This is a genomic window from Curtobacterium subtropicum (assembly GCF_030362975.1).
GTDB lineage: Bacteria > Actinomycetota > Actinomycetes > Actinomycetales > Microbacteriaceae > Curtobacterium > Curtobacterium subtropicum.
The window spans coordinates 1-18,739 of the sequence record NZ_JAUCMM010000019.1 but is presented as its reverse complement, the minus strand read 5'-3'; the positions used below and the strand labels follow the sequence as shown (position 1 = coordinate 18,739).

Below are 18,739 nucleotides of genomic sequence, written 5' to 3'. Positions count from 1 at the left end.
CGCCCGCACGATCCCCGCACCACACAGCACCACTCCTCAACGAAGAGAAAGCAATCTCATGCGCAAGAAGCTCATCGCCGGCATCGGCCTGGCACTCGTCGCGGGTCTCGCCCTCAGCGGCTGCTCGGCTCGCGGCAACTCGGACGCCGGCTCGGACTCCTCCGGCGGCGCCTCGAACGTCCAGATCAAGAAGGGCGACCTGATCGGCGTCGCGCTCCCCGCCAAGACCTCGCAGAACTGGGTGCTCGCTGGTGCCGCGTTCGAGAAGTCGATCGAGGACGCCGGCTTCAAGGCCGACATCCAGTACGCCAACGCCGGCAACCCGGTCCCGGACCAGCAGGGCCAGATCCAGTCGATGGTCACCAAGGGCGCGAAGGCGATCATCATCGGTGCCGCCGACGGTTCGCAGCTCGGCACGCAGGTGCAGGCCGCCAAGAAGTCCGGCGCGGTCGTCATCGCCTGGGACCGCAACATCCTGAACACCGACAACGTGGACTACTACGTGGCGTTCAACAACTTCAAGGTCGGCCAGCTGCAGGGTCAGGCCCTGCTCGACGGACTCAAGGCCAAGAAGCCCAACGGCCCGTACAACATCGAGCTCTTCTCCGGCTCGCCCGACGACGCCAACGCGAAGGTCTTCTTCAACGGCGCCATGGACGTGCTCCAGCCGAAGATCGACGACGGCACGCTCAAGGTCGTCTCGGGTCAGACCTCGTTCTCGCAGACGAACACCCAGGGCTGGCTCGCGCAGAACGCCCAGTCGCGCATGACCGACATCCTGACGAAGTCGTACACGAACACCGAGCTCGACGGCGTCCTCTCGCCGAACGACACCCTCGCCCGTGCAATCCTCACCGCGACTGCTGCGGCCGGCAAGCCGAACCCGGTCGTCACCGGTCAGGACTCCGAGACCGCCTCGATCCCGCTGATCATGCAGGGCAAGCAGTACTCGACCATCTACAAGAACACCACCGAAGAGGCGCAGGCCGCGATCGACCTGGTCTCCGACCTGGCCGACGGCAAGACCCCGAAGACCACCGAGGACAAGAACAACGACAACGGCAAGAAGATCGTGCCCGCCGTCGAGCTGACCCCGATCCTGGTCACCAAGGAGAACGCGGTCGAGGCCTACAAGGGCAACGACACCCTCGAGGAGCTCGCCAAGAAGGGCTGATCCCCTTCCGCAGCAGCACCCAGCACCACAGCACACGACGGCCCCGTCTCGCTCCGGCGAGACGGGGCCGTCCCGCGTCCCGGGGGCGTGAGACGTCGGCGTCGGCGAGACGCCGGCGTCGTTGCGGGACACCGCCGGTTCCCGGGGCGTCTCGGCGGCGGCGGTGCGTCTCGCGGGGACGCCCCCGTCTCGCGGACCGGTCAGGGTGACGGACGGGAGGCGCGGGTCGGGGCCGCCACGAGCATCCCGTCCGTCGCCCCGCCCGTCCCGGGGACGTGGCCGGGTCCGACCGGGGGTACGGTCAGTCCGCGCGTGCCGGCGGCTGCTCGGGTGCCCCGGGGCCGCCGGAACCCGCCCCGCGCGCACGCAACCGCTCGACCGCGGCACACAGCCGCGGGACGTCCACACGTGCCGTCCACAGCAGCACCGACTCGGTGACCTGTCGTCGACGCCCGGTCAAGCGGTCCCCCACCCCGGCGAGCCGCGCCCACGGGATCTCCGGCTCGACAGCGGTCAGGTCGGCCGGCAGGGTCGCGACGACCGCCCCGATCTCGACCAGCCGCATGCGCACCGCGTCGAGCACGAGCTCGGAAGCGTCGTCCGTCCCGACGTGCCGTTCGATGGCCGCACAGGCCCGGAGGATCTCGTCGAGGCGGTCCTCGAGGTCGCGTCGTGACGCGGCACCGACGACGGGGGTCCTGGTCACAGCGGCACCGAGACGCTGTACCGGTCGGCCCCGGCACCCGCGGCGTCGAGCACCTCGACGTCCACCTCGAGCAACCGCTCGGCGTCGTCCTGGATGCGCATGAGCGTGAAGATGCCGGCGCCCGGTTCCAGGTCGACGAGCAGCACCACGGACTCGCGCCGTCTGCCGGCGTCGGGAGCGCACACCACCCGGGGCGCGGACGCACCGTTGCGCTCGACCAGGGCGACGAGTGCGTCCCGGACCGCAGCGACCCGGTCGAGCAGCGGCGGCGGGGCGTCCATCGGGAGCAGGTCGACCGCCGCCTCGAAGCCCGCTGCGCGCACGAGCCGCTGCAGTGCGGCGAGCGAGGGTTCGCGGCGTCCGTTCTCGTAGGTGCTGATCACGCTCTGCGTGACCCCGGCTCGCGCGGCCAGCTGCACCTGCGTCAGACCGGCACGGAGCCGTGCGGCGCGGATGAGCTCGGACGCCACCACCGGGTGCGCTGCACGGGTCGGTGCTTCGGACATATCGTCACCATACACAACATGTGACATCCCGGTCATCGGCGGTACATCAGTGCTGTCGCGGCTGAGTTCGGCGCTCTGGCCGACGACCGATGGCCGATGGCCGCGTCCGTGCACGTGGACGTGCGCGAACGTGCTCAGTCGCGCTGCGAGACGTCCGCGCGGTGGAAGTTGAGCGCCGACCGCGACGGGGTCGGGCCGCGCTGCCCCTGATAGCGCGACTGGTACTCGGCGGAACCGTACGGCTTCTCCGCCGGGCTCGACAGCCGGAAGAAGCAGAGCTGCCCGATCTTCATGCCCGGCCAGAGCTTGATCGGCAGCGTCGCGACGTTCGACAGCTCGAGCGTGACGTGGCCGGAGAAGCCCGGGTCGATGAAGCCCGCCGTCGAGTGCGTGAGCAGGCCCAGGCGTCCGAGCGAGCTCTTGCCCTCGAGCCGGGCGGCGATGTCGTCCGGCAGCGTCACGACCTCGAACGTCGAGCCGAGGACGAACTCCCCCGGGTGGAGCACGAACGCCTCGTCCGGGTCGGTCTCGACGAGCCGGGTGAGCTCCGGCTGGTCCTCGGCGGGGTCGATGTGCGGGTACTTGTGGTTGTCGAACAGCCGGAAGTACTTGTCGAGCCGGACGTCGATGCTCGACGGCTGGACGAGCGAGGGGTCGTACGGGTCGAGGCCGATCCGCCCCTCGGCGAGCTGGGCGGTGATGTCGCGGTCGGAGAGCAGCACGCGCAGAAGCCTAGCGGCAGGGTACGGCCACCGATATGCTGCGAGGCTGCCCTGCCGGGCGGCGGACGACGGCCGTCCGACCAGCCGACCACAGGGGGCACCGATGACCAGCCGCACCGAGACCGACCGCACCGAGACCGTCGACGAGGGGCTCGTCGTCGAGGAGCTCGTCGTGCCGGCGACGATGGACGACGACCTGGAGCTGGTCCGGGCCTTCTCGGACTGGCTCGCCGTCTCCGACGCGGCCGAGGTCGCCGTGCACGGGCTGCCCGAACTGCCCTGGACCCCGGCCGAGTACCTGCCGATGTGCCACGAGCCCGGGTCGCCGAGCCGCCTGTTCGTCGTGCGCGACGACACCGGGGCGGTCGTCGCTGCCGGAGCGTACGACTCGAAGACCGAGCCGGGCACCACCAACTGCTGGCTGTCGCTCGGCGTCCGGCCCGACCGACAGCGCCAGGGGCTCGGCACGCTGCTCGCCGACCACCTCGAGCAGCTCGCCCGCGCAGAGGGTCGCACCCAGTGGAAGACGTACGCGGTCTCGCGGCAGGTCGGACCCGGCACGGGCCCCGGGTACCGGCAGGCCCCGACGGGCTCCGGCGCGGTCCCCGAGGACGAGGCCGCGGTGCGCTTCCTGACCGGACGCGGCTGGCGCTTCGGGCAGGTGAACCGGATCAGCCGCCTGCAGCTCCCCGCCGACCCGTTGGTCGTGCGCGAACTGCACGACCGAGCGGCGACGGCGGCCGGCCCCGGGTACCGGGTGCACTCCTGGACCGGCGCGACGCCCGAACGGTGGCTCGACGACCTCGCCGTCCTGCACACGCGGATGAGCACCGATGCCCCCGAGGGTGACATGCAGGAGCCCGAGGACGTCTGGTCGGCCGACCGCGTCCGCGAGTCCGAGGAACAGCTCGCGACCGGCCCGCACACGATGCTCACCATCGCGGTCGAGCACGTAGAGAGCACCACCCTGGCCGGTTTCAGCCAGCTCAAGGTGCCGGAGGACCCGTCGCGCGCGGTGATGCAGTGGGACACGCTGGTGCTCCGCGAGCACCGCGGGCACCGGCTCGGCTGGCTGCTCAAGGTGGTCGGGATCGAGACGGTCGAGCGGGACTTCGCGGGGCGCCCGTCGATCGTCACGTTCAACGCCGAGGAGAACCGGCCGATGCTCGACGTGAACGAGGCCGTCGGGTTCGTCGGGGTCGGCAGCGAGGGCATCTGGGAGCACCGCGACTGACCGCCGGCGCGGGCACCGGGCCGGCTCGGAACCGACGCGGGACTGGGACCGGGGTGTCAGGCGGGCGACCTACCATTGGACGGTCATGACCGTCACGTCAGCCGCCACGCAGCCCGGGGACACGGCACCCGACCCCGCCCCCACCACCGCGCGATCCACCACCGTCGCGACGGTCCTGGTGATCGCGATCCCGCTCGCCGTGGCGTGCGCCGTCCTCGGCATGACCGTGACCGGCGCCTTCACCGCGTCGCAGCAGCTCGTCTCCGCCGGCGACCTGGTCGAGTACGGCCTGCCGGTCGCCCGCGTGGTGCACGACACGACGGCAGCGCTCACGATCGGTCTGCTCATCGTCGCCGCGTTCGCCCTGCCCGCCAAGAAGGCGGACCACGGCGCGATGTCGAGCGTCCAGCACCGCGCCGCGCGCTGGGGCGCGGCAGCCGGGGCGGTGTGGTTCCTGGCGGCCGTCGTCGGCATCGTCCTGACGGGTGCGAACACCCTCGGGGTCCCGCTCACCAGTCCCGTCTTCGCGCGGAACTTCCTGCTCTTCGCGTTCCAGGTCGAGATCGGCCAGTCGCTCGTCGTCTCCGCCGCGGCGATCCTGGTCGCCACCCTCGTCGCCGCCTTCGCCACGCGGGTCACCACGCTCGCGGTCGCCACCGTCGCCGGGCTGTTCGCCCTGCTGCCGCTCGCGTTGTCGGGGCACGCAGCCGGATCGCTCGAGCACGCGAACGCCGTGAACTCGCTCGCCGTGCACCTGGTCGCCGTCTGCGTCTGGGCCGGCGGACTCGTCGCCGTGCTGCTGCTCCGAACCCGGACGAAGGGCGCCACCGGACGGGTCGTCGCCCGGTACTCGACGCTCGCGGGCTGGGCGTTCGCCGCCGTCGCGTTCTCCGGCATCGTCAACGCCTCGCTCCGCCTGACCGGCCCGGCCGACCTCGTCACCACGACGTACGGCTGGCTCATCACGGTCAAGGCCGTCCTCCTCGTGCTGCTCGGGCTCGCCGGGGTCGCACAGCGCCGGAAGCTCGTGCCCGGGCTCCTCCGCGCGCCGCTCGACCGGAAGCTCTTCGTCCGCTTCGCCCTGGCCGAGATCGTCTTCATGGCCGCGGCGATCGGCGTCTCGGTCGCCGTGTCCCGGTCGCAGCCGCCGATCCCGCAGACGCCGGAGACCGGGCAGGACACCCGCTCCGGACTGCTCGGGTTCCCGTACCCGCCGGCGCAGACCGTGCAGACCTACCTGACGCAGTGGCACATCGACTGGGTCTACCTCGCGATCGCCGTCGTCGGTGCCGGCTGGTACCTGCTGTCGGTGCGGAAGCTCGAGCAGCGCGGTGACTCGTGGCCGGTCGGCCGGACCATCGCGTGGCTGCTCGGCTGCGCACTGTTCATCTGGACCACCTCGGCGGGGCCGGCGGTCTACGGCATGGTGCACTTCTCGTCGCACATGCTCCAGCACATGCTGCTCATGATGTTCGTGCCGCTGCCGCTCGTCCTCGGCGGCCCGGTGCTCCTGGCGCTGCGCACCCTGCCGGTGCGGAACGACGGCTCCCGCGGGGCCCGTGAGTGGCTGATGCTGTTCACCCACTCGCGGTGGATGCAGTTCCTCGCGAAGCCCGCCGTCGCCGGGGTCATCTTCGCCGGCTCCCTCGTGGTGTTCTACTTCACGCCGGCGTTCCAGTACGCCATGCAGTCCCACGAGTGGCACGTCGTGATGGTCGTGCACTTCGTCTTCAGCGGGTACCTGTTCTTCTGGGTGTTCGTCGGCGTCGACCCGGGCCCGAAGCGCCCGCAGTACCCGATCCTGATCATCGCGCTCCTGGCGACCCTGGCCTTCCACGCGTTCTTCGGCGTCGCGGTGATGACCTCGCAGTCCGTCTTCGCGGCCGACTGGTTCCACGCGCTCGGCCAGACCGACGACCGGGCGCTCCTCGCCGACCAGCACACCGGTGGCGGCATCGCGTGGGGTGCGTCCGAGCTGCCGATGGTGTTCGTCGCGCTGCTCGTCGTGCGCAACTGGGTCCGGACGGACAAGCGCGACGCGAAGCGCCTCGACCGCAAGGCCGACCGCGACGGCGACGCCGACCTCAAGGCGTACAACGAGCGGCTCGCCGCGATGAGCAAGCGCGACTGACCGGGCGCGACTGAGCGGGCGGGCTCCCGCCCGACCGGCGGCAACGAGAGAGCGCACCGTGCGATCCGCACGGTGCGCTCTCTCGTTCCAGGGACGCCCCGACTACCCGCGGGCGGCCCGGGTCCGGCGGACCATCAGGAGCACGAACCCGGCCACCAGCAGCGCCACCGCGAGCGCGATGCCCGTCCAGAGCGCGACGGTCGAACCGGTGAACGCCAGTCCAGCGGCAGCCGCAGCAGCCGGGGTCGAGCTGGGCGCCGGTGTGGTCGGGACGGACGTCGGTGCGGTCGTGGTGCCCGACGTCGGGACCGGCACGACGACGACGTCCTGCACCGTCACGACGATCGTGTCCGACGTCGACCCGGCGTACACCGCGTCGCCGGAGTAGACCGCGAGGATCCGGTGACGTCCAGCGGCGAGCGTCGTGACGTCGCAGCTCGACTCCGGGAGCGTCACGGTGCACAGGACCGCGTCACCCTCGCGGAACGCGATCGTCCCCGTGGGTGCCGGCTGGCCGTCCTCGGCGCCGAGGCCGTCGACGCGCAGGGTGACCGGGTCGCCGGTCGTCACGGGCTCGGCGGAGTCCGGGGACGTCGCGGTGACGGCGGTCGGGAGCTTCGACACGACGAGCGTGCCGGTGCCCTCGGCGGTGGCGTGGTCAGCGTCGCCGAGGTAGGCCGCGGTGACGCTCGTCCGCCCGACCGCAGGAGCGGCGAGCGCGCACGTCGCCGTCCCGTCGGTGAGCTCGGCGGTGCAGAGCTCGGCGCCGGTCGCGGTGTCGGTGAACCGGACGGTGCCGGTCGGCACGCTGGCAGCGGTGGTTTCGGACGATGCGACCGTCGCACGGAGCGGCGCTTCCTCACCGACGGACACGGTGGTGTCGTCGACGGTGACCGTGGTCGCCTGCGGGGCGACCGTGACGTCACGGGTGACCGTGATCGCCTCGGCGTCGATCGACGAGACGACCGTCGAGACCGTCGCGGTGCGCGCCGCACCGGTCACGGTGAAGGGGAGCGTCAGCGTCGGCAGGTCGGTGCCGGGTGCACGGTCGGCCGCGAGCTGGTCGCAGGTGACGACCTGGCCGGAGACCGAGCACGTCCAGCCGTCGCCGGATGCGGCGTCCGCGGACGGGGTGACCCCGGTCGGGAACGTCGTCGTGGTGCGGACGGCGCGCGTCTCCGAGCCGCCATCGGCGGAGACGGTCGGGGTGACCGTGATGTCGCCGGAACCGGCGTGCGCGACGTCGGTCGTGCCTCCCGTCCGAGCGGTGAGGACCGGGACCGCACCGGCGGCGGTCGTCGCGACCAGGTCGGTGACCTCGTGCACGTCGGTCGACCCGCCGGTGCCGGCCGTGAAGCCGAAGGTGAGCTTGTACGGGTAGCCGGTCGCCGGGTCGATCCACGAGGGGTCGATGCCGGCGACGTCGCCCGCCGGGTCGAGCTTCGGCAGGTCCCCGAAGACCACCTGCTGACCGGCGCCGCGGCTCGTGAAGATCACGGCGTACTTGCCGGCAGGCACTGACACGCTCGGGGCCTGGCGGGCGGACAGGGCGGTCGTGGTCGGATTGACGACGACCTCGACGGGCACGCCCGCGGACGAGCGGTCGGGGAAGCCGTCCCCGCGCAGGGATCCGTCCGCACGGGTCACCGACTGCACGCAGTAGCCGGAGAACCCGTTGCCGGGTCCGCGGACGGTCAGCGAGTTGTTCGTACCGCCGCCACCGAGGTCGTCGACGCAGCCGGTGTAGTTGCTGGCGAACCCGCCGTAGGTGTCGAGCCCCACGCCCAGGTAGGCGTGCTCGAGACCGGGCGCCCCGCTCGGCGGGTAGGCGGCGTAGCCGAGCGAGCCACCCGTGTAGCCGGTGCGCGTCGGGACCGCGGTGTCGTACGGGTCGGTCGCCGCCAGGTAGAAGACCATCCCGTCGGCGCCGTCGCCGCCGTACTGGTACGTGGTGAAGGAGGCGTCCAGACCCTTGTCGGTCGGGACGGCCTGCGTCGACCCGACCGCGCCGATCAGCGCCTGCGACGCGGAGGTGAGCCGGAGTGCGCCGTCGCCGGCCGGGTCGCCCGCCTCGGGGCAGGTCGGGATCGCGCCCGCGTTCGTCGACTCGACGGCCGCCGCGGTGAGGCAGGCGGAGTTGCCTGAGGCGGCAGGGGTCGACGGGAGGACCCAGCCGGGGCCGGCGTCGGTGCCGCGGAAGGACTGGTCGGTGAAGGTCGTCTGCGCGGGGGCCACTGCCGAGGCCGCGCTGACGTCGGCGCCGACGAAGGCGAGGCCGGCGAGACCCGCGACGGTGAGCGCGGTGAGGATGGTCCGGGCGCGCGCGACGGCGCGCCCACGAGGTCGTTGAGCCAATGGAGCCCTGTTCTCGAGGAGGGTGTCGACGAGGAGCGTCTGCCCGGCTCGTCGACGTCGGGTCCTCACACCGTAGGGCTCGTGCGGTCTCGCGAGGTCGACACTGCGCCTGGTACCCCCGTTCTGGGGGCAGAACAGCTGTCCGGTCGGCGCCGTCCCGAGGGAGGCTCAGTCCCCGTGGACGATGCAGACGGCGTCGAGCTCCATCGACGCCTCGAGCGCAGCGGTCACGCCCGGCTCCCCCTCGGCGCCGAAGGGCGTCACCGTGTCCACCCACCACAGCGGCGTGGACAGCGCCGGGGCGTCCGGCAGGATCCGTGTGACCTCGTCGAACGAGTCGACCCGTCGGACCCCGAGCACCGTGATCACCGGGTGCGTGGCGTCCCGGCAGACCTGCAGCACCGGACCGTCGTCGAGCGCGCGGACACCCCACGCCTCGTCGTGCAGCAGCAGCGCCTCGGCCACGTCCCGGGTCTCCACCGGCCCGCGGCAGAGCAGCGTCACGTCACGCGGCACCCTGACCGCCCGTGCTCCGTCCGCCCGTGATCCGCCCAGCCGCGGCGTGCGATCCACGATCGTGCCCGTCGAGCGCGCCCTCGTCGTGCGCCGGGTCGAGGGGTGCGCCGCCGACGAGCTGCAGGAAACGGTCCTCGTCGATGCGGTCGAGGAAGGCCTCGAGCGCCTCCCACCCGTCGTCGAACCGCACGACCAGCCCGCCGCCACCGAACCCGGAGGTCGTCGTCCGCGCCGGTGGCCACTCGCCGTCGCGGTCGAGGAACTCCGCGGCCTCCGGACCGACGACGACTGCCAGCGGGGAGGGCTCCTCGTGCGCGACCGCGCGCACCAGGTGGTCGGCGTCGCCGCGGCGCTGCATCACCACGCCGAACACCGGCTCGACCTCGTCGGCGACACGGTGCACCGCGTCCAGGAGCCGCGACGCGAGTGCCGGGTCGGCGCCGTCCTCGGGGATGGTCAGCACCGCCGACATCGTCTCGACGACCACGCCGTCGAGCAGGTGCGCGGTCATCGTCGCCGAGAACCCGTCGCCGTGCGCGTACGAGGTGGAGACGTCCGGGGCCTCGTGCTTGGCGTACTGCGTCACGACCCAGCGGTCCCACGGCACCGTGAGCGGCTCGCTGGTGCCCCAGTGCGTCGGGCAGGTGCCGACGGTCTCGCACAGGGCCTCGATCGCAGCGCCGATGTCCACGGCGCGGTCGGCATGGTGCCGGAGGGTCAGGTCGATGCTGATCTGGCGGACCGAGTGCGTCGCCGCCGGGTGTCCGGGCGCCGGCGGGCCGACGAGTTCCGGCCCGCGGCGGACGAAGTCCTCGATGCCCGCCGCGGCGACGCCGGTGCGGCCGTCCCGCAGGCTGCCGTCGGGACCGTCCACGGCCCAGGCGGCGTGGTGCACGCCCAGGGCGTGCCGCAGGGCGGGGGTGACCGAGGCCTCCCGTCCGGTGCGGAGCACGACCGTGCGGCCGGACTCGGACGCACGACGCAGCAACGAGGCGAGCGACTCCGTCAGCCACACGACCGGCGATGCGGACCGGACCACGATGGCGGTGCCGACCACGTCGTCGATGAGGGGATGCCTGACCATCCGGGTCCTCCTCCGGGTAGGGCGACGGAACCCCCTGGACGGTACACACGGCCGCCGGGGCTGTCCGTCGGCGCACGGACCTCACAGGGGAGACACGGCGACGGCCGGGAGGCACGGATCGCCGCCGCCACGGACCGTGCGGCGCGCGCTCGGCTGGCATCCAGCGCAGAATCCGCTAGGCTTGCTGCGTCCCGCTGGTCGGGATGCGCGAGTGTAGTTCAATGGTAGAACTCCAGCTTCCCAAGCTGGTAGCGCGGGTTCGATTCCCGTCACTCGCTCCACGTGACCATCCTGGCCGTTCCCGGTTCGCAGGCCAGATGCGACTTCTTCCCGAGTCGTCCATGCCGTGGCTTTCGGGGTGATGTGGCTGGACCTCGGTGACAGATGCCTCTTCGGAACCACCCATGCCGTTCGCAGGGTTGCAGGTGCTGTTGCGCTGCTCCGATGAGAGCGCGCCGAGGATTCCCACGACGTGCGCGACGAAGCTCGCCCCCTCAAACCTCTGCTTCGGCGCGGTTGCCGATCCGCGCAGTACCCGCATGGGTCTCCGGGGTGAACGCGTGAACTCGCAGGCGTTCGCGCCCTCTGTCGATCAGTCCGGGCCCGTTCGGTCAGCGAGCGATGCGGACCAGAACTCGGCCGACCCGCCCCGCGTCGACGTCGTCGTGCGCCTGAGCGATCTGCTCGAGGGGAAGTACTTCCCCGACCGAGAGGCGCAGCGCGCCTTCACCCACAGCCGCGACGAGGTCGTCCATCGCTGCACGCTTCGTGGCGGGCGGGAAGTCGTCGCTGCCGAGGAACCGGACAGTCACGTTGGCGAAGAGCAGCGGCGGGAACGGCAACGAGACCCGGTCTCCACGAGCGAAGTACGTCGCGATCACCCCGTCGTTCGCGATCACGGCCGCGTCGAGATCCGCATTCGCGTCAAGAGCCACCTCCACGACGCGGTCGACACCGTCCGGTGCGATGCGACGGACCGCGGCCGCAGGATCATCATCGAGCGCGACGACGTGATCCACGTCCGGAAGACCGTCACCACCAAGATCCGATGATCGGCGAACCGTGCCGATGACGGTCGCGCCGCCCCACTGCGCGAGCTGCGCGGCGATTCCGCTGACGCCACCGCGGACCCCGTGGACGAGGACGACCTTCCCGGTCACCGGGCCGTCGCCGAACACTGCGCGGTGCGCGGTGATGCCGGGGATCCCGAGCAGCGCCGCGACGTCGTCAGGGACCGTGTCGGGCAGGAACGTGACGAGCTCCGTCGGGACGACGGTGTACTCGGCGGCGGTGCCGGACTGGCGGTACGACTGTGCGCCGTGCACGGCGACGCGGCGCCCGATCAGTTCCTCGTCGACGCCCGCGCCCACCTGGTCGACGACGCCGGCGCCGTCACTGTGCGGGATGACCTCCGGGTAGGGCATCGCTGATCCGAGCCACCCTCCACGCTTCTTCGTGTCGCCGGGGTTCACACCGGAGAACGTCACCCGGACGCGCACCTCGCCCTCGCCAGGAGCCGGGTCGGGTCGTTCCCCGAACCGCAGGACCTCGCTCGCAACACCTTGTTCGTCGTACCAGGCAGCCTTCATGACACCTTGTCCTCTCGTCAGGTGGAACGTACCTGACCACTCGAAGGTGTCCGGTAGACGCTGGGTCAGCGGACGCTCGAGGCTGTTCCGGTTGCGGGGATCTGCCGTACCTTCTGCTGCAGGGCCACGGTGAAGGCGATGGCGATGACGAGGACCGCGCTGACGAGGCCGGTGCCGACGTCGAGGCCGCCTCGGGCGGGCGGGACCGCGACGTAGTCGGCGAAGGATGCGCCGACCGGGCGGGTGAGGACGTACGCGGCCCAGAACGCCGTGACCGGCCCGAGCATCGCCGTCAGGCGCGCGAGGACGACGACGACCATCGCGGCGACGAAGACGAGGCCGCCGCCGAGGTACCCGAGGTGGAACGTGCTCGCGGCGAGGTCACCGGCCGCGGTGCCCATCGCGAACGTGGCGATCACGGCGGCCCAGTAGAAGAGCTGTCGCCGGGTGCTGGTGATCGTGTGCACGTCGACGGCACCCTCGACCCGTCGCCACAGAACGAAGACGGCGACCAGGGCGGCGAGGAAGACCGGGGTGGACACCGCGTACGGCACGCCGAGCGCGACGTGGGTGACGTCGGCAACCATCGTGCCGAACACCCCGACCATCGACACGGCGCCCCAGTACAGCCACGGCCGGTACCGACCGGCGCGGAGCTGGGCAACGAGCACGACGGCGAACACGGACGCGGTGACCAGGACCGTGGGGGCGGGGTCGAAGCGGGTGACCAGGAAGTCGGAGAGCGCCTCGCCCATCCCGGTCGTGAGCACCTTGATCAGCCAGAACGACGCGGTCGGTTCCGGGACACGGTTCCTCGTTCCGCTCCCGCCGGTCATCGGTCCCTCGCCGTTCGCTCTGCGGGTCGTGCCGCCGGCGACGTGCGCTTCCGGGCGACGTGTCGGCGGCGCAGTGCGCCGATCACGATCGGCAGGACCGACACCAGGACGATCACGATCATCAGCGCATCGATGTTGTGGGCGACGACGGGGATGCCGCCGAGCAGGACCCCGACGGCCGTCAGGCCGCAGGCCCAGGAGACGGCGCCGATCAGGTTGAACAGCAGGAAGCGCCGGTAGTGCATCTGCGCAGTTCCGGCCGCGAGCGGCACGTAGGTCCGGACGATCGGGACGAACCGCCCCAGGACCAGGCTCAGACCGCCCCACTTCGTGAAGAACGCCTCCGCTTCGTCGAGTCTGGCGGTGGTGAGGACGCGGGCGTCGTCCTTGAACAGGCGACGGCCGTAGCGCTTCCCGATCCAGTACCCGACCTGGTCGCCCGCGACGGCTGCGACGGACGCGACGAGGGCGACCTGCCATGCCGTCACGCCGAGGGTGCTGCTGATGATCGCGGCGGTGACCAGGAGGGAGTCGCCGGGCAGGAACGGGAACAGCACCCCGGACTCGATGAAGATCAGCAGCGCGATCCCGGCGAGGACGTACGGGCCGAACGCGTGCAGCACCGAGGCGGCGTCGAACAGGCTCACGGCGAGCGGAACGGTGTGGAGCACGAAGGGGCCTTTCGAGGTGGCAAGGGCCGGTGCCGCCGCCACCCGAACGGACGGCGACACCGGCGGACCGGGTCAGACGGTGAGGCGGCTGCGCTGCGCGGGTGCGGCGCGGCGGATGCGGATCACGAGGTAGCTGATGATCGCGGCGATGACGACGACGAACACGACGCTCGTCGTGATCGTCCCGACGCCCAGACCGCCGTCCTGCGGTGATGCGGAGAGCAGGTCGCCCGTGGACGCGCCGAGGGGACGGGTGAGGATGTACGCGATCCAGAAGCAGAGCACCGGCCCGCGGCGGCCGATGAACCAGACGGCGGCGGTCACTACGATCGCTCCGGCGAAGAGCAGCAGCGACGGGAAGTACCCCAGGCCGGTCTGCTCGGCGATGAGGTCGCCGGCAGCGGTGCCGAGCGCGAAGGTGAACAGGATCGCCAGCCAGTAGAACGCTTCCCGGCGGAGCGTGTCGATGCTGTGGATCGAGAGGGTGCCCTCCGTCCGGTACCAGATCGCGAACACGGCGAGCAGTGCAACGCTGAACACCGTCGTGCTGACCGCGAGCGGTACGCCGAGGCCGTCGGTGAGATCGTCGGTGACGCACGTCCCGACGATGCTGATCAGGACCACGGTGATCCAGTACAGCGGTGGCCGGTAGCTGCGGGACCGGAACTGCAGGACCAGGAACACGGCCAACGCGACCGCCATGATCAGCGTCGTCAGCGGCAGACCCAGCCCGACCGTGTCGCTGAGGAGGTCGGCGGCAGTCTCACCGACCGTGGTCGCGAGGACCTTGATGATCCAGAACGACACCGTCGGGTCGGGCACCTTGTTCGACCGTGTCCGGGTCGGCAGCGACACTGCGGGCGAGTGGGACATCGCGTTCTCCTCGTCGTGACTGGCCGCACCGCGTGGACCGCGGAACCGGCGTTGTCCTGACAGTAGGAACGGGTGCGCAAGACTCCACCAAGAATCGGCGCTGTCGCCGATTCGACGTCGCTTGGCTGTTCCTAGCCTGGTTCCTCCGATCATCAGGAGGCCGGTGCTGCGTTTCGTGAGGCAGGATCGAGCCGACACGGTGACGCCGGAACGCCTTCCCCCTCGCGTTCCGGCGTCACCCGCACGGAAGGAGCCACATGTCTGCTGGATGGCGGTCAGCGATCGCGGACGGACTGGCCAGGTGGTCGTTCCGGTCTGGTGCAGAGACCGACCCGGACCGGTTGGTGTACCGCCGGTCCGTGATCGGGATAGCGCTGCGCGTCGCGGTCGTCTCGGCGGCGCTGGTGATCGCGATCATCGTCCTGGTCGTGGCCTACGTGCTGTGGCAGCTGACCCCGAACCAGCTCCATGAACGGCCCGGCCCGACGGACGTCCACATCTACCTCGACACCATCGACCTCAGCATCGCGGTCATCGGTGTCGGCGGCCTCGCGATCGTCCTCGCCGGCGTCGCCGCGTGGCTCATCGCCCGCCGAGCAGTCCGACCGATCGCGGAAGCAGCGCGCATGCAACGCACTTTCGTCGCCGACGCCAGCCACGAACTCCGCACCCCGCTGACGGTGCTCAACGCTCGCGTCCAGCGGCTGCAGCGCATGACCCCGATCGACGACCGACGGCGTCACGTCGTGGAGGAGCTGCGCGAGGACACCCAGATCCTGATCGACATCGTCAACGACCTCCTCGAAGCCGCCGCCGGCTCCACCGACCCCGACGGGAGCGCCGACCTCCGGGCCGCGATGGACTCGGCACACCGCGACATGGACGTCCTCGCCGCAGAGAGGGGTGTGACGCTCGAGGTGGAACCGATCGATGCCCGGCTGCGGGTGTCACCGACCCAGCTGCGCCGCTGCCTCGTCGCGCTGACCGACAATGCGATCGGTCACACCCCACCGGGAGGACACGTCCGCGTCACCGCGACGACCACTGCGACCCGCACCACGATCCGCGTCGAGGACGACGGCCCCGGCATCGTCGGCATCCGACCGGCTCGGGTCTTCGACCGCTTCGCGCACGGCACCTCCGCCGGCACGGCGACGACGAACACGCGCACCGGGTACGGCATCGGGCTGGCCCTGGTCCGCGACATCGCCGTCCGAGCCGGCGGCGACGCGGTCGTCGAACACACGAACAGCAGCGGAACGGTCTTCGCGCTCCACCTGCCGACCGCGCCGGACAGCGACTTCGAACACGACCCGGAGGACCGCGCATGATGCCTCGACTCCTCCTCGTCGAGGACGACCCCCGACTCGGTCCGCTCATCGCCGACGAACTCGGCGAGCAGTGGACCGTCACGCTCTGCACGGACGGAGAATCCGCGCTCGAGACAGCCGCGAAGGAGTACTTCGACGTCATGGTGATCGACCGCCGACTCCCCGGGATCGACGGCACCACGGTGGTCGCGACCTTCCGACAGCGACGCATCAGCACCCCGATGCTCATGCTCACCGCACTCGGCGAAGTCCACGACCGTGTCTCCGGCCTCGACGCCGGCGCGAACGACTACCTGGTCAAGCCCTTCGACTTCGACGAGCTCACTGCCCGGCTCCGGGCGCTCACCCGCGACTACACCGGCGTCGGCGCCGCCATCGAGATCGGCGGGTGGGCGTTCCATCCCGACGACCACAGCATCACCTCCCCCTACAGCGGCCGGGTGATGCTGACCGAGAAGGAGACCGCCCTGCTGCGGCTGCTCGCGGGCGAACCATCCCGCGCCTTCACCCGACAGCACCTGCTCTCCGCAGTGTTCGACAACGGTGAGCAGCTCGGAACCGTTGACACCTACGTCCACTACATCCGCCGGAAGACCGACCGCGACCTCATCAGCACCATCCGTGGCGTCGGCTACCGGCTCGGCACACCCCCTTGATCGCGGATCACGAACCCTGCAAGAGGCGAGGAGCGCCTGGTCGTCCAGGAGACCTTCCTCCTCCGCTTCCGATGCGACCGCCAGCACCGCCGCCCCGGCTGCTCCGACGACAACCAACAGCAGCAGCACGGCCACGGCGACCACGATCAGCACCACGGAAACCACCTCCACGCCCCCCATCGCTGCAGCACACCAAGGAATCGCCCAGTCACGCCGGCGCGCCAGCGCGGCTGGTCGCATGATGCGGTCCAGCACGACGCCGGCCGAGGAAGTGGGCCAGTGCGGAAGGGCCGCTCTCCAAGGCATCTCGGCAGCCGATCGACCATCGGGCAGGTCCGCTCGAACCCCGTCCAAGCGGATCGATCGGCGCGCCGCAACCTGGGGGTGTCACTGACGGCGTCGGATGAGGGCCCGTGCGGCCTTGAACCAGAGGTGTGCCACCCCCACGAGCATCAGGACGTTCAGCGCCCGCACGGGAAAGCGGCCCGCCGTTGCCGTCTTCCCGAACGGAGTGAGAAGCACGAGGAGCGCCAGCACGAGTACGAACAAGCCGACGAAGAACACCGGCCAGGGCTGTGACTCATCCTTGGACTTCGAGCCTGCCAGCCGACCCCGGGCCAGCCATCAACCAGCAGAGACGGCCGGTCGTCTACAGCACGCAGATGTCGTAGCTCCTGGACGACGGACTCGTCAGGCACCGGCGTGGACGAGTTGCAGCTGGATCCTGAGCTGCAGCCCACTTTCGTCGCTCCTCACCGCCCGGGCCCACCGTGGAGTACGCCTGAGCGCCTCCGGCTCCTCCGAAGAGGACGGCGACCACCGAAGAGGACGGCGACCACGACGGTCAAGAGCACATGCGCAGCTGGACGGTACCGAGGGCCTTCCACCTCGGACCGCTTGCTGTGGGCCTTCCCGCGCACGACACCCGAGCGTCTCGGTAGCCGATCGGCTTCCGGAACACGACGTGTCCGCATTCGGCGGCTCGCGGGCAGGTCCGGGGGTCGTCGGCTTACTGTTCCTCGTAGTCAGCCAGCTCGGGGAACACCGAAGGTAACCACTGGCTCGTCAGGATCACCGTGCAGCACCTCATCTACGGATACACATCCGTGCTCGTCGGCGACACCGTTGCCGACGTCGTCCTCGAGTACGCGGCAGCGCTCAACCAGAGCCGTCTGAGCGACCTCGTCACCGTTCCGACAACGGACCATAGCGGCTACGTCTCGACAGTTCGGTTGCTGCTTGCGCCGGGGATCCCGCTCATGACCGAACCAGCTCCAGATGACGACCTCGAACACGAACACCGTGGGTACGTCGCGGAGCTCCGAACCCGGATCGTCGCGGTCCTGACTGCGAGCACTGTGCCGCCGGCCCGCACGACATGACGTGGCAGGACCCGGCTGACGAACCGACTTCCGGCGGTCCGGGCTGGGACGGAGCCCAAGACGAGGCGACGCTCGTGAAGCTGTCTCGAGCCCACAGTGCGCTCTTCGACGCTGACGCCCTCGCCCGCGTACGCCGGATGATGGACGGAACCCTCACCCGAGAGCAAGCCCGGTCTGAGATCGCGGCAAAGTACGGTCGCGCGCTACCCGACAAGTGACATCCGGGCCGTCTCGATAGCCAATCCTTGGCCGAGACGAACCCCGAGTCACCCGCAGCGGCTCAAGCTGCGCGCGCCGTAGGGTTCTCGGATGGAAGCCTCGTACGGGATCTTCATCAACGGCTCCTACGGCGTCGGCAAGACGACCGTTCTCGACCATGTCGGCAACTTGCTGGCCGCCGAGGGCCGCGCTTTCAGTCTGATCGACATCGACTGGTTCCACCGATCCTCCCCCGTCGCCGCGTTCGACCCGCGGAACCAGATCATCGAAGCGCGAAACATCGCAGCCGTGTGGGCGAACTATCAGACGGCTGGACCACGCCAGCTCGTCATGAGCGGCGTGATCGCCGAGGTGGCAGACAAGCGTCGATACTCGGAAGCTGTGGCGCTGCCGCTTCGATCGGTGCGTCTCACAGCACAGCCTCCGACCATCGAGGAGCGTCTGCGTGCACGCTACGACGCATCCCGACAGGTTGAGTTGCGCTGGCACCTCGACCGCTGGAAGCAACTCAGCGAGCGTCTCACCGAAGCAAACCCGGATGAGGTCGCGATCGCCACAGACGGGTTGAGTTCGAGCTCAGTAGCATCCCTGATCGCACGCCACTTCGGCCTCGTTGACGCGTCTCGTTAGCTGTGATGTCCAGGGACGTTGTGTCGTCGGGCGGTCGGTGACGCGCTGATCGAAGAAGGCCTCCCGGTGGTGGAGTGGAGCTGTCTAGGAACCGCTTCACCGACCAGGAGGCCTTCGTGTCCCA

At 70.6% G+C, this 18,739-nt stretch carries 18 protein-coding genes and 1 tRNA gene; 8 read left to right on the top strand and 11 right to left on the bottom strand.

Features of this window, described 5'->3' with window-relative positions:
- The first annotated feature begins 58 nt into the window (after positions 1 to 58).
- Positions 59 to 1,174: a substrate-binding domain-containing protein gene (locus tag QUG98_RS16305; RefSeq protein WP_289471543.1), complete on the top strand. Its 1,116-nt coding sequence runs from the start codon at positions 59 to 61 to the stop codon at positions 1,172 to 1,174.
- A 301-nt stretch (positions 1,175 to 1,475) separates the two neighbouring features.
- Here QUG98_RS16305 and QUG98_RS16300 read toward each other — a convergent pair whose 3' ends face one another.
- The 3 genes from QUG98_RS16300 to dcd form a co-directional block, all read right to left on the bottom strand.
- Positions 1,476 to 1,880: a HepT-like ribonuclease domain-containing protein gene (locus QUG98_RS16300; RefSeq protein ID WP_289471542.1), complete on the bottom strand. Its 405-nt coding sequence runs from the start codon at positions 1,878 to 1,880 to the stop codon at positions 1,476 to 1,478.
- Positions 1,877 to 2,386 carry a helix-turn-helix domain-containing protein gene (locus QUG98_RS16295; protein ID WP_289471541.1) on the bottom strand — a complete coding sequence of 170 codons (510 nt, stop codon included), beginning with the start codon at positions 2,384 to 2,386 and terminating at the stop codon, positions 1,877 to 1,879. The genes QUG98_RS16300 and QUG98_RS16295 overlap by 4 nt, the downstream gene beginning before the upstream one ends.
- Positions 2,387 to 2,520: 134 nt before the next feature.
- Positions 2,521 to 3,108, bottom strand: coding sequence for a dCTP deaminase (gene dcd, locus QUG98_RS16290; protein ID WP_289471540.1), 588 nt, complete (start codon positions 3,106 to 3,108; stop codon positions 2,521 to 2,523).
- A 103-nt stretch (positions 3,109 to 3,211) separates the two neighbouring features.
- Here dcd and QUG98_RS16285 point away from each other — a divergent pair, with 103 nt between their 5' ends.
- A complete protein-coding gene (locus QUG98_RS16285; protein ID WP_289471539.1) occupies positions 3,212 to 4,342 on the top strand; it encodes a GNAT family N-acetyltransferase in 1,131 nt (376 codons plus the stop codon).
- An 85-nt stretch (positions 4,343 to 4,427) separates the two neighbouring features.
- Positions 4,428 to 6,473 (top strand): bifunctional copper resistance protein CopD/cytochrome c oxidase assembly protein, encoded by a 2,046-nt coding sequence (locus QUG98_RS16280; RefSeq protein WP_289471538.1) that lies wholly within the window; start codon positions 4,428 to 4,430, stop codon positions 6,471 to 6,473.
- A gap of 102 nt (positions 6,474 to 6,575) precedes the next feature.
- On the opposite strand, the gene QUG98_RS16275 is transcribed toward QUG98_RS16280, so the two are convergent.
- The 3 genes from QUG98_RS16275 to QUG98_RS16265 form a co-directional block, all read right to left on the bottom strand.
- A complete protein-coding gene (locus tag QUG98_RS16275) occupies positions 6,576 to 8,828 on the bottom strand; it encodes an Ig-like domain repeat protein (protein ID WP_289471537.1) in 2,253 nt (750 codons plus the stop codon).
- A 168-nt stretch (positions 8,829 to 8,996) separates the two neighbouring features.
- Positions 8,997 to 9,332 carry a hypothetical protein gene (locus tag QUG98_RS16270; protein WP_153001645.1) on the bottom strand — a complete coding sequence of 112 codons (336 nt, stop codon included), beginning with the start codon at positions 9,330 to 9,332 and terminating at the stop codon, positions 8,997 to 8,999.
- A gap of 1 nt (position 9,333) precedes the next feature.
- Positions 9,334 to 10,428, bottom strand: coding sequence for a DUF6177 family protein (locus QUG98_RS16265; RefSeq protein ID WP_289471536.1), 1,095 nt, complete (start codon positions 10,426 to 10,428; stop codon positions 9,334 to 9,336).
- A 207-nt stretch (positions 10,429 to 10,635) separates the two neighbouring features.
- On the opposite strand from QUG98_RS16265, the gene QUG98_RS16260 reads away from it, so the two are divergent.
- Positions 10,636 to 10,709 (top strand) — tRNA-Gly (locus QUG98_RS16260).
- A gap of 330 nt (positions 10,710 to 11,039) precedes the next feature.
- Here QUG98_RS16260 and QUG98_RS16255 read toward each other — a convergent pair.
- The 4 genes from QUG98_RS16255 to QUG98_RS16240 form a co-directional block, all read right to left on the bottom strand.
- Positions 11,040 to 12,017, bottom strand: a complete 978-nt coding sequence (locus QUG98_RS16255) for an NADPH:quinone reductase (RefSeq protein WP_289471535.1) — start codon at positions 12,015 to 12,017, stop codon at positions 11,040 to 11,042.
- A gap of 65 nt (positions 12,018 to 12,082) precedes the next feature.
- Complete coding sequence (locus tag QUG98_RS16250; protein ID WP_289471534.1) at positions 12,083 to 12,853, bottom strand: COG4705 family protein; 771 nt, start codon at positions 12,851 to 12,853, stop codon at positions 12,083 to 12,085.
- Positions 12,850 to 13,500 carry a DedA family protein gene (locus tag QUG98_RS16245; protein ID WP_289471533.1) on the bottom strand — a complete coding sequence of 217 codons (651 nt, stop codon included), beginning with the start codon at positions 13,498 to 13,500 and terminating at the stop codon, positions 12,850 to 12,852. The genes QUG98_RS16250 and QUG98_RS16245 overlap by 4 nt, the downstream gene beginning before the upstream one ends.
- A 96-nt stretch (positions 13,501 to 13,596) precedes the next feature.
- Positions 13,597 to 14,397, bottom strand: coding sequence for a COG4705 family protein (locus tag QUG98_RS16240; RefSeq protein ID WP_289471532.1), 801 nt, complete (start codon positions 14,395 to 14,397; stop codon positions 13,597 to 13,599).
- A 359-nt stretch (positions 14,398 to 14,756) separates the two neighbouring features.
- Here QUG98_RS16240 and QUG98_RS16235 point away from each other — a divergent pair, with 359 nt between their 5' ends.
- Positions 14,757 to 15,728, top strand: a complete 972-nt coding sequence (locus QUG98_RS16235) for a sensor histidine kinase (protein ID WP_289471531.1) — start codon at positions 14,757 to 14,759, stop codon at positions 15,726 to 15,728.
- Positions 15,725 to 16,384 (top strand): response regulator transcription factor, encoded by a 660-nt coding sequence (locus QUG98_RS16230; protein WP_289471530.1) that lies wholly within the window; start codon positions 15,725 to 15,727, stop codon positions 16,382 to 16,384. The genes QUG98_RS16235 and QUG98_RS16230 overlap by 4 nt, the downstream gene beginning before the upstream one ends.
- Positions 16,385 to 16,771: 387 nt before the next feature.
- Here the strand turns inward: QUG98_RS16230 and QUG98_RS16225 are convergent, their stop codons facing one another.
- Positions 16,772 to 16,948 carry a hypothetical protein gene (locus tag QUG98_RS16225; protein ID WP_289471529.1) on the bottom strand — a complete coding sequence of 59 codons (177 nt, stop codon included), beginning with the start codon at positions 16,946 to 16,948 and terminating at the stop codon, positions 16,772 to 16,774.
- A 512-nt stretch (positions 16,949 to 17,460) separates the two neighbouring features.
- On the opposite strand from QUG98_RS16225, the gene QUG98_RS16220 reads away from it, so the two are divergent.
- Together QUG98_RS16220 and QUG98_RS16215 are read left to right on the top strand one after the other, a co-directional pair.
- Positions 17,461 to 17,766 carry a hypothetical protein gene (locus QUG98_RS16220; RefSeq protein WP_289471528.1) on the top strand — a complete coding sequence of 102 codons (306 nt, stop codon included), beginning with the start codon at positions 17,461 to 17,463 and terminating at the stop codon, positions 17,764 to 17,766.
- A 309-nt stretch (positions 17,767 to 18,075) separates the two neighbouring features.
- On the top strand, positions 18,076 to 18,615 hold the full coding sequence (locus QUG98_RS16215; protein WP_289471527.1) for an AAA family ATPase: 540 nt from the start codon (positions 18,076 to 18,078) through the stop codon (positions 18,613 to 18,615).
- Positions 18,616 to 18,739 lie beyond the last annotated feature (124 nt).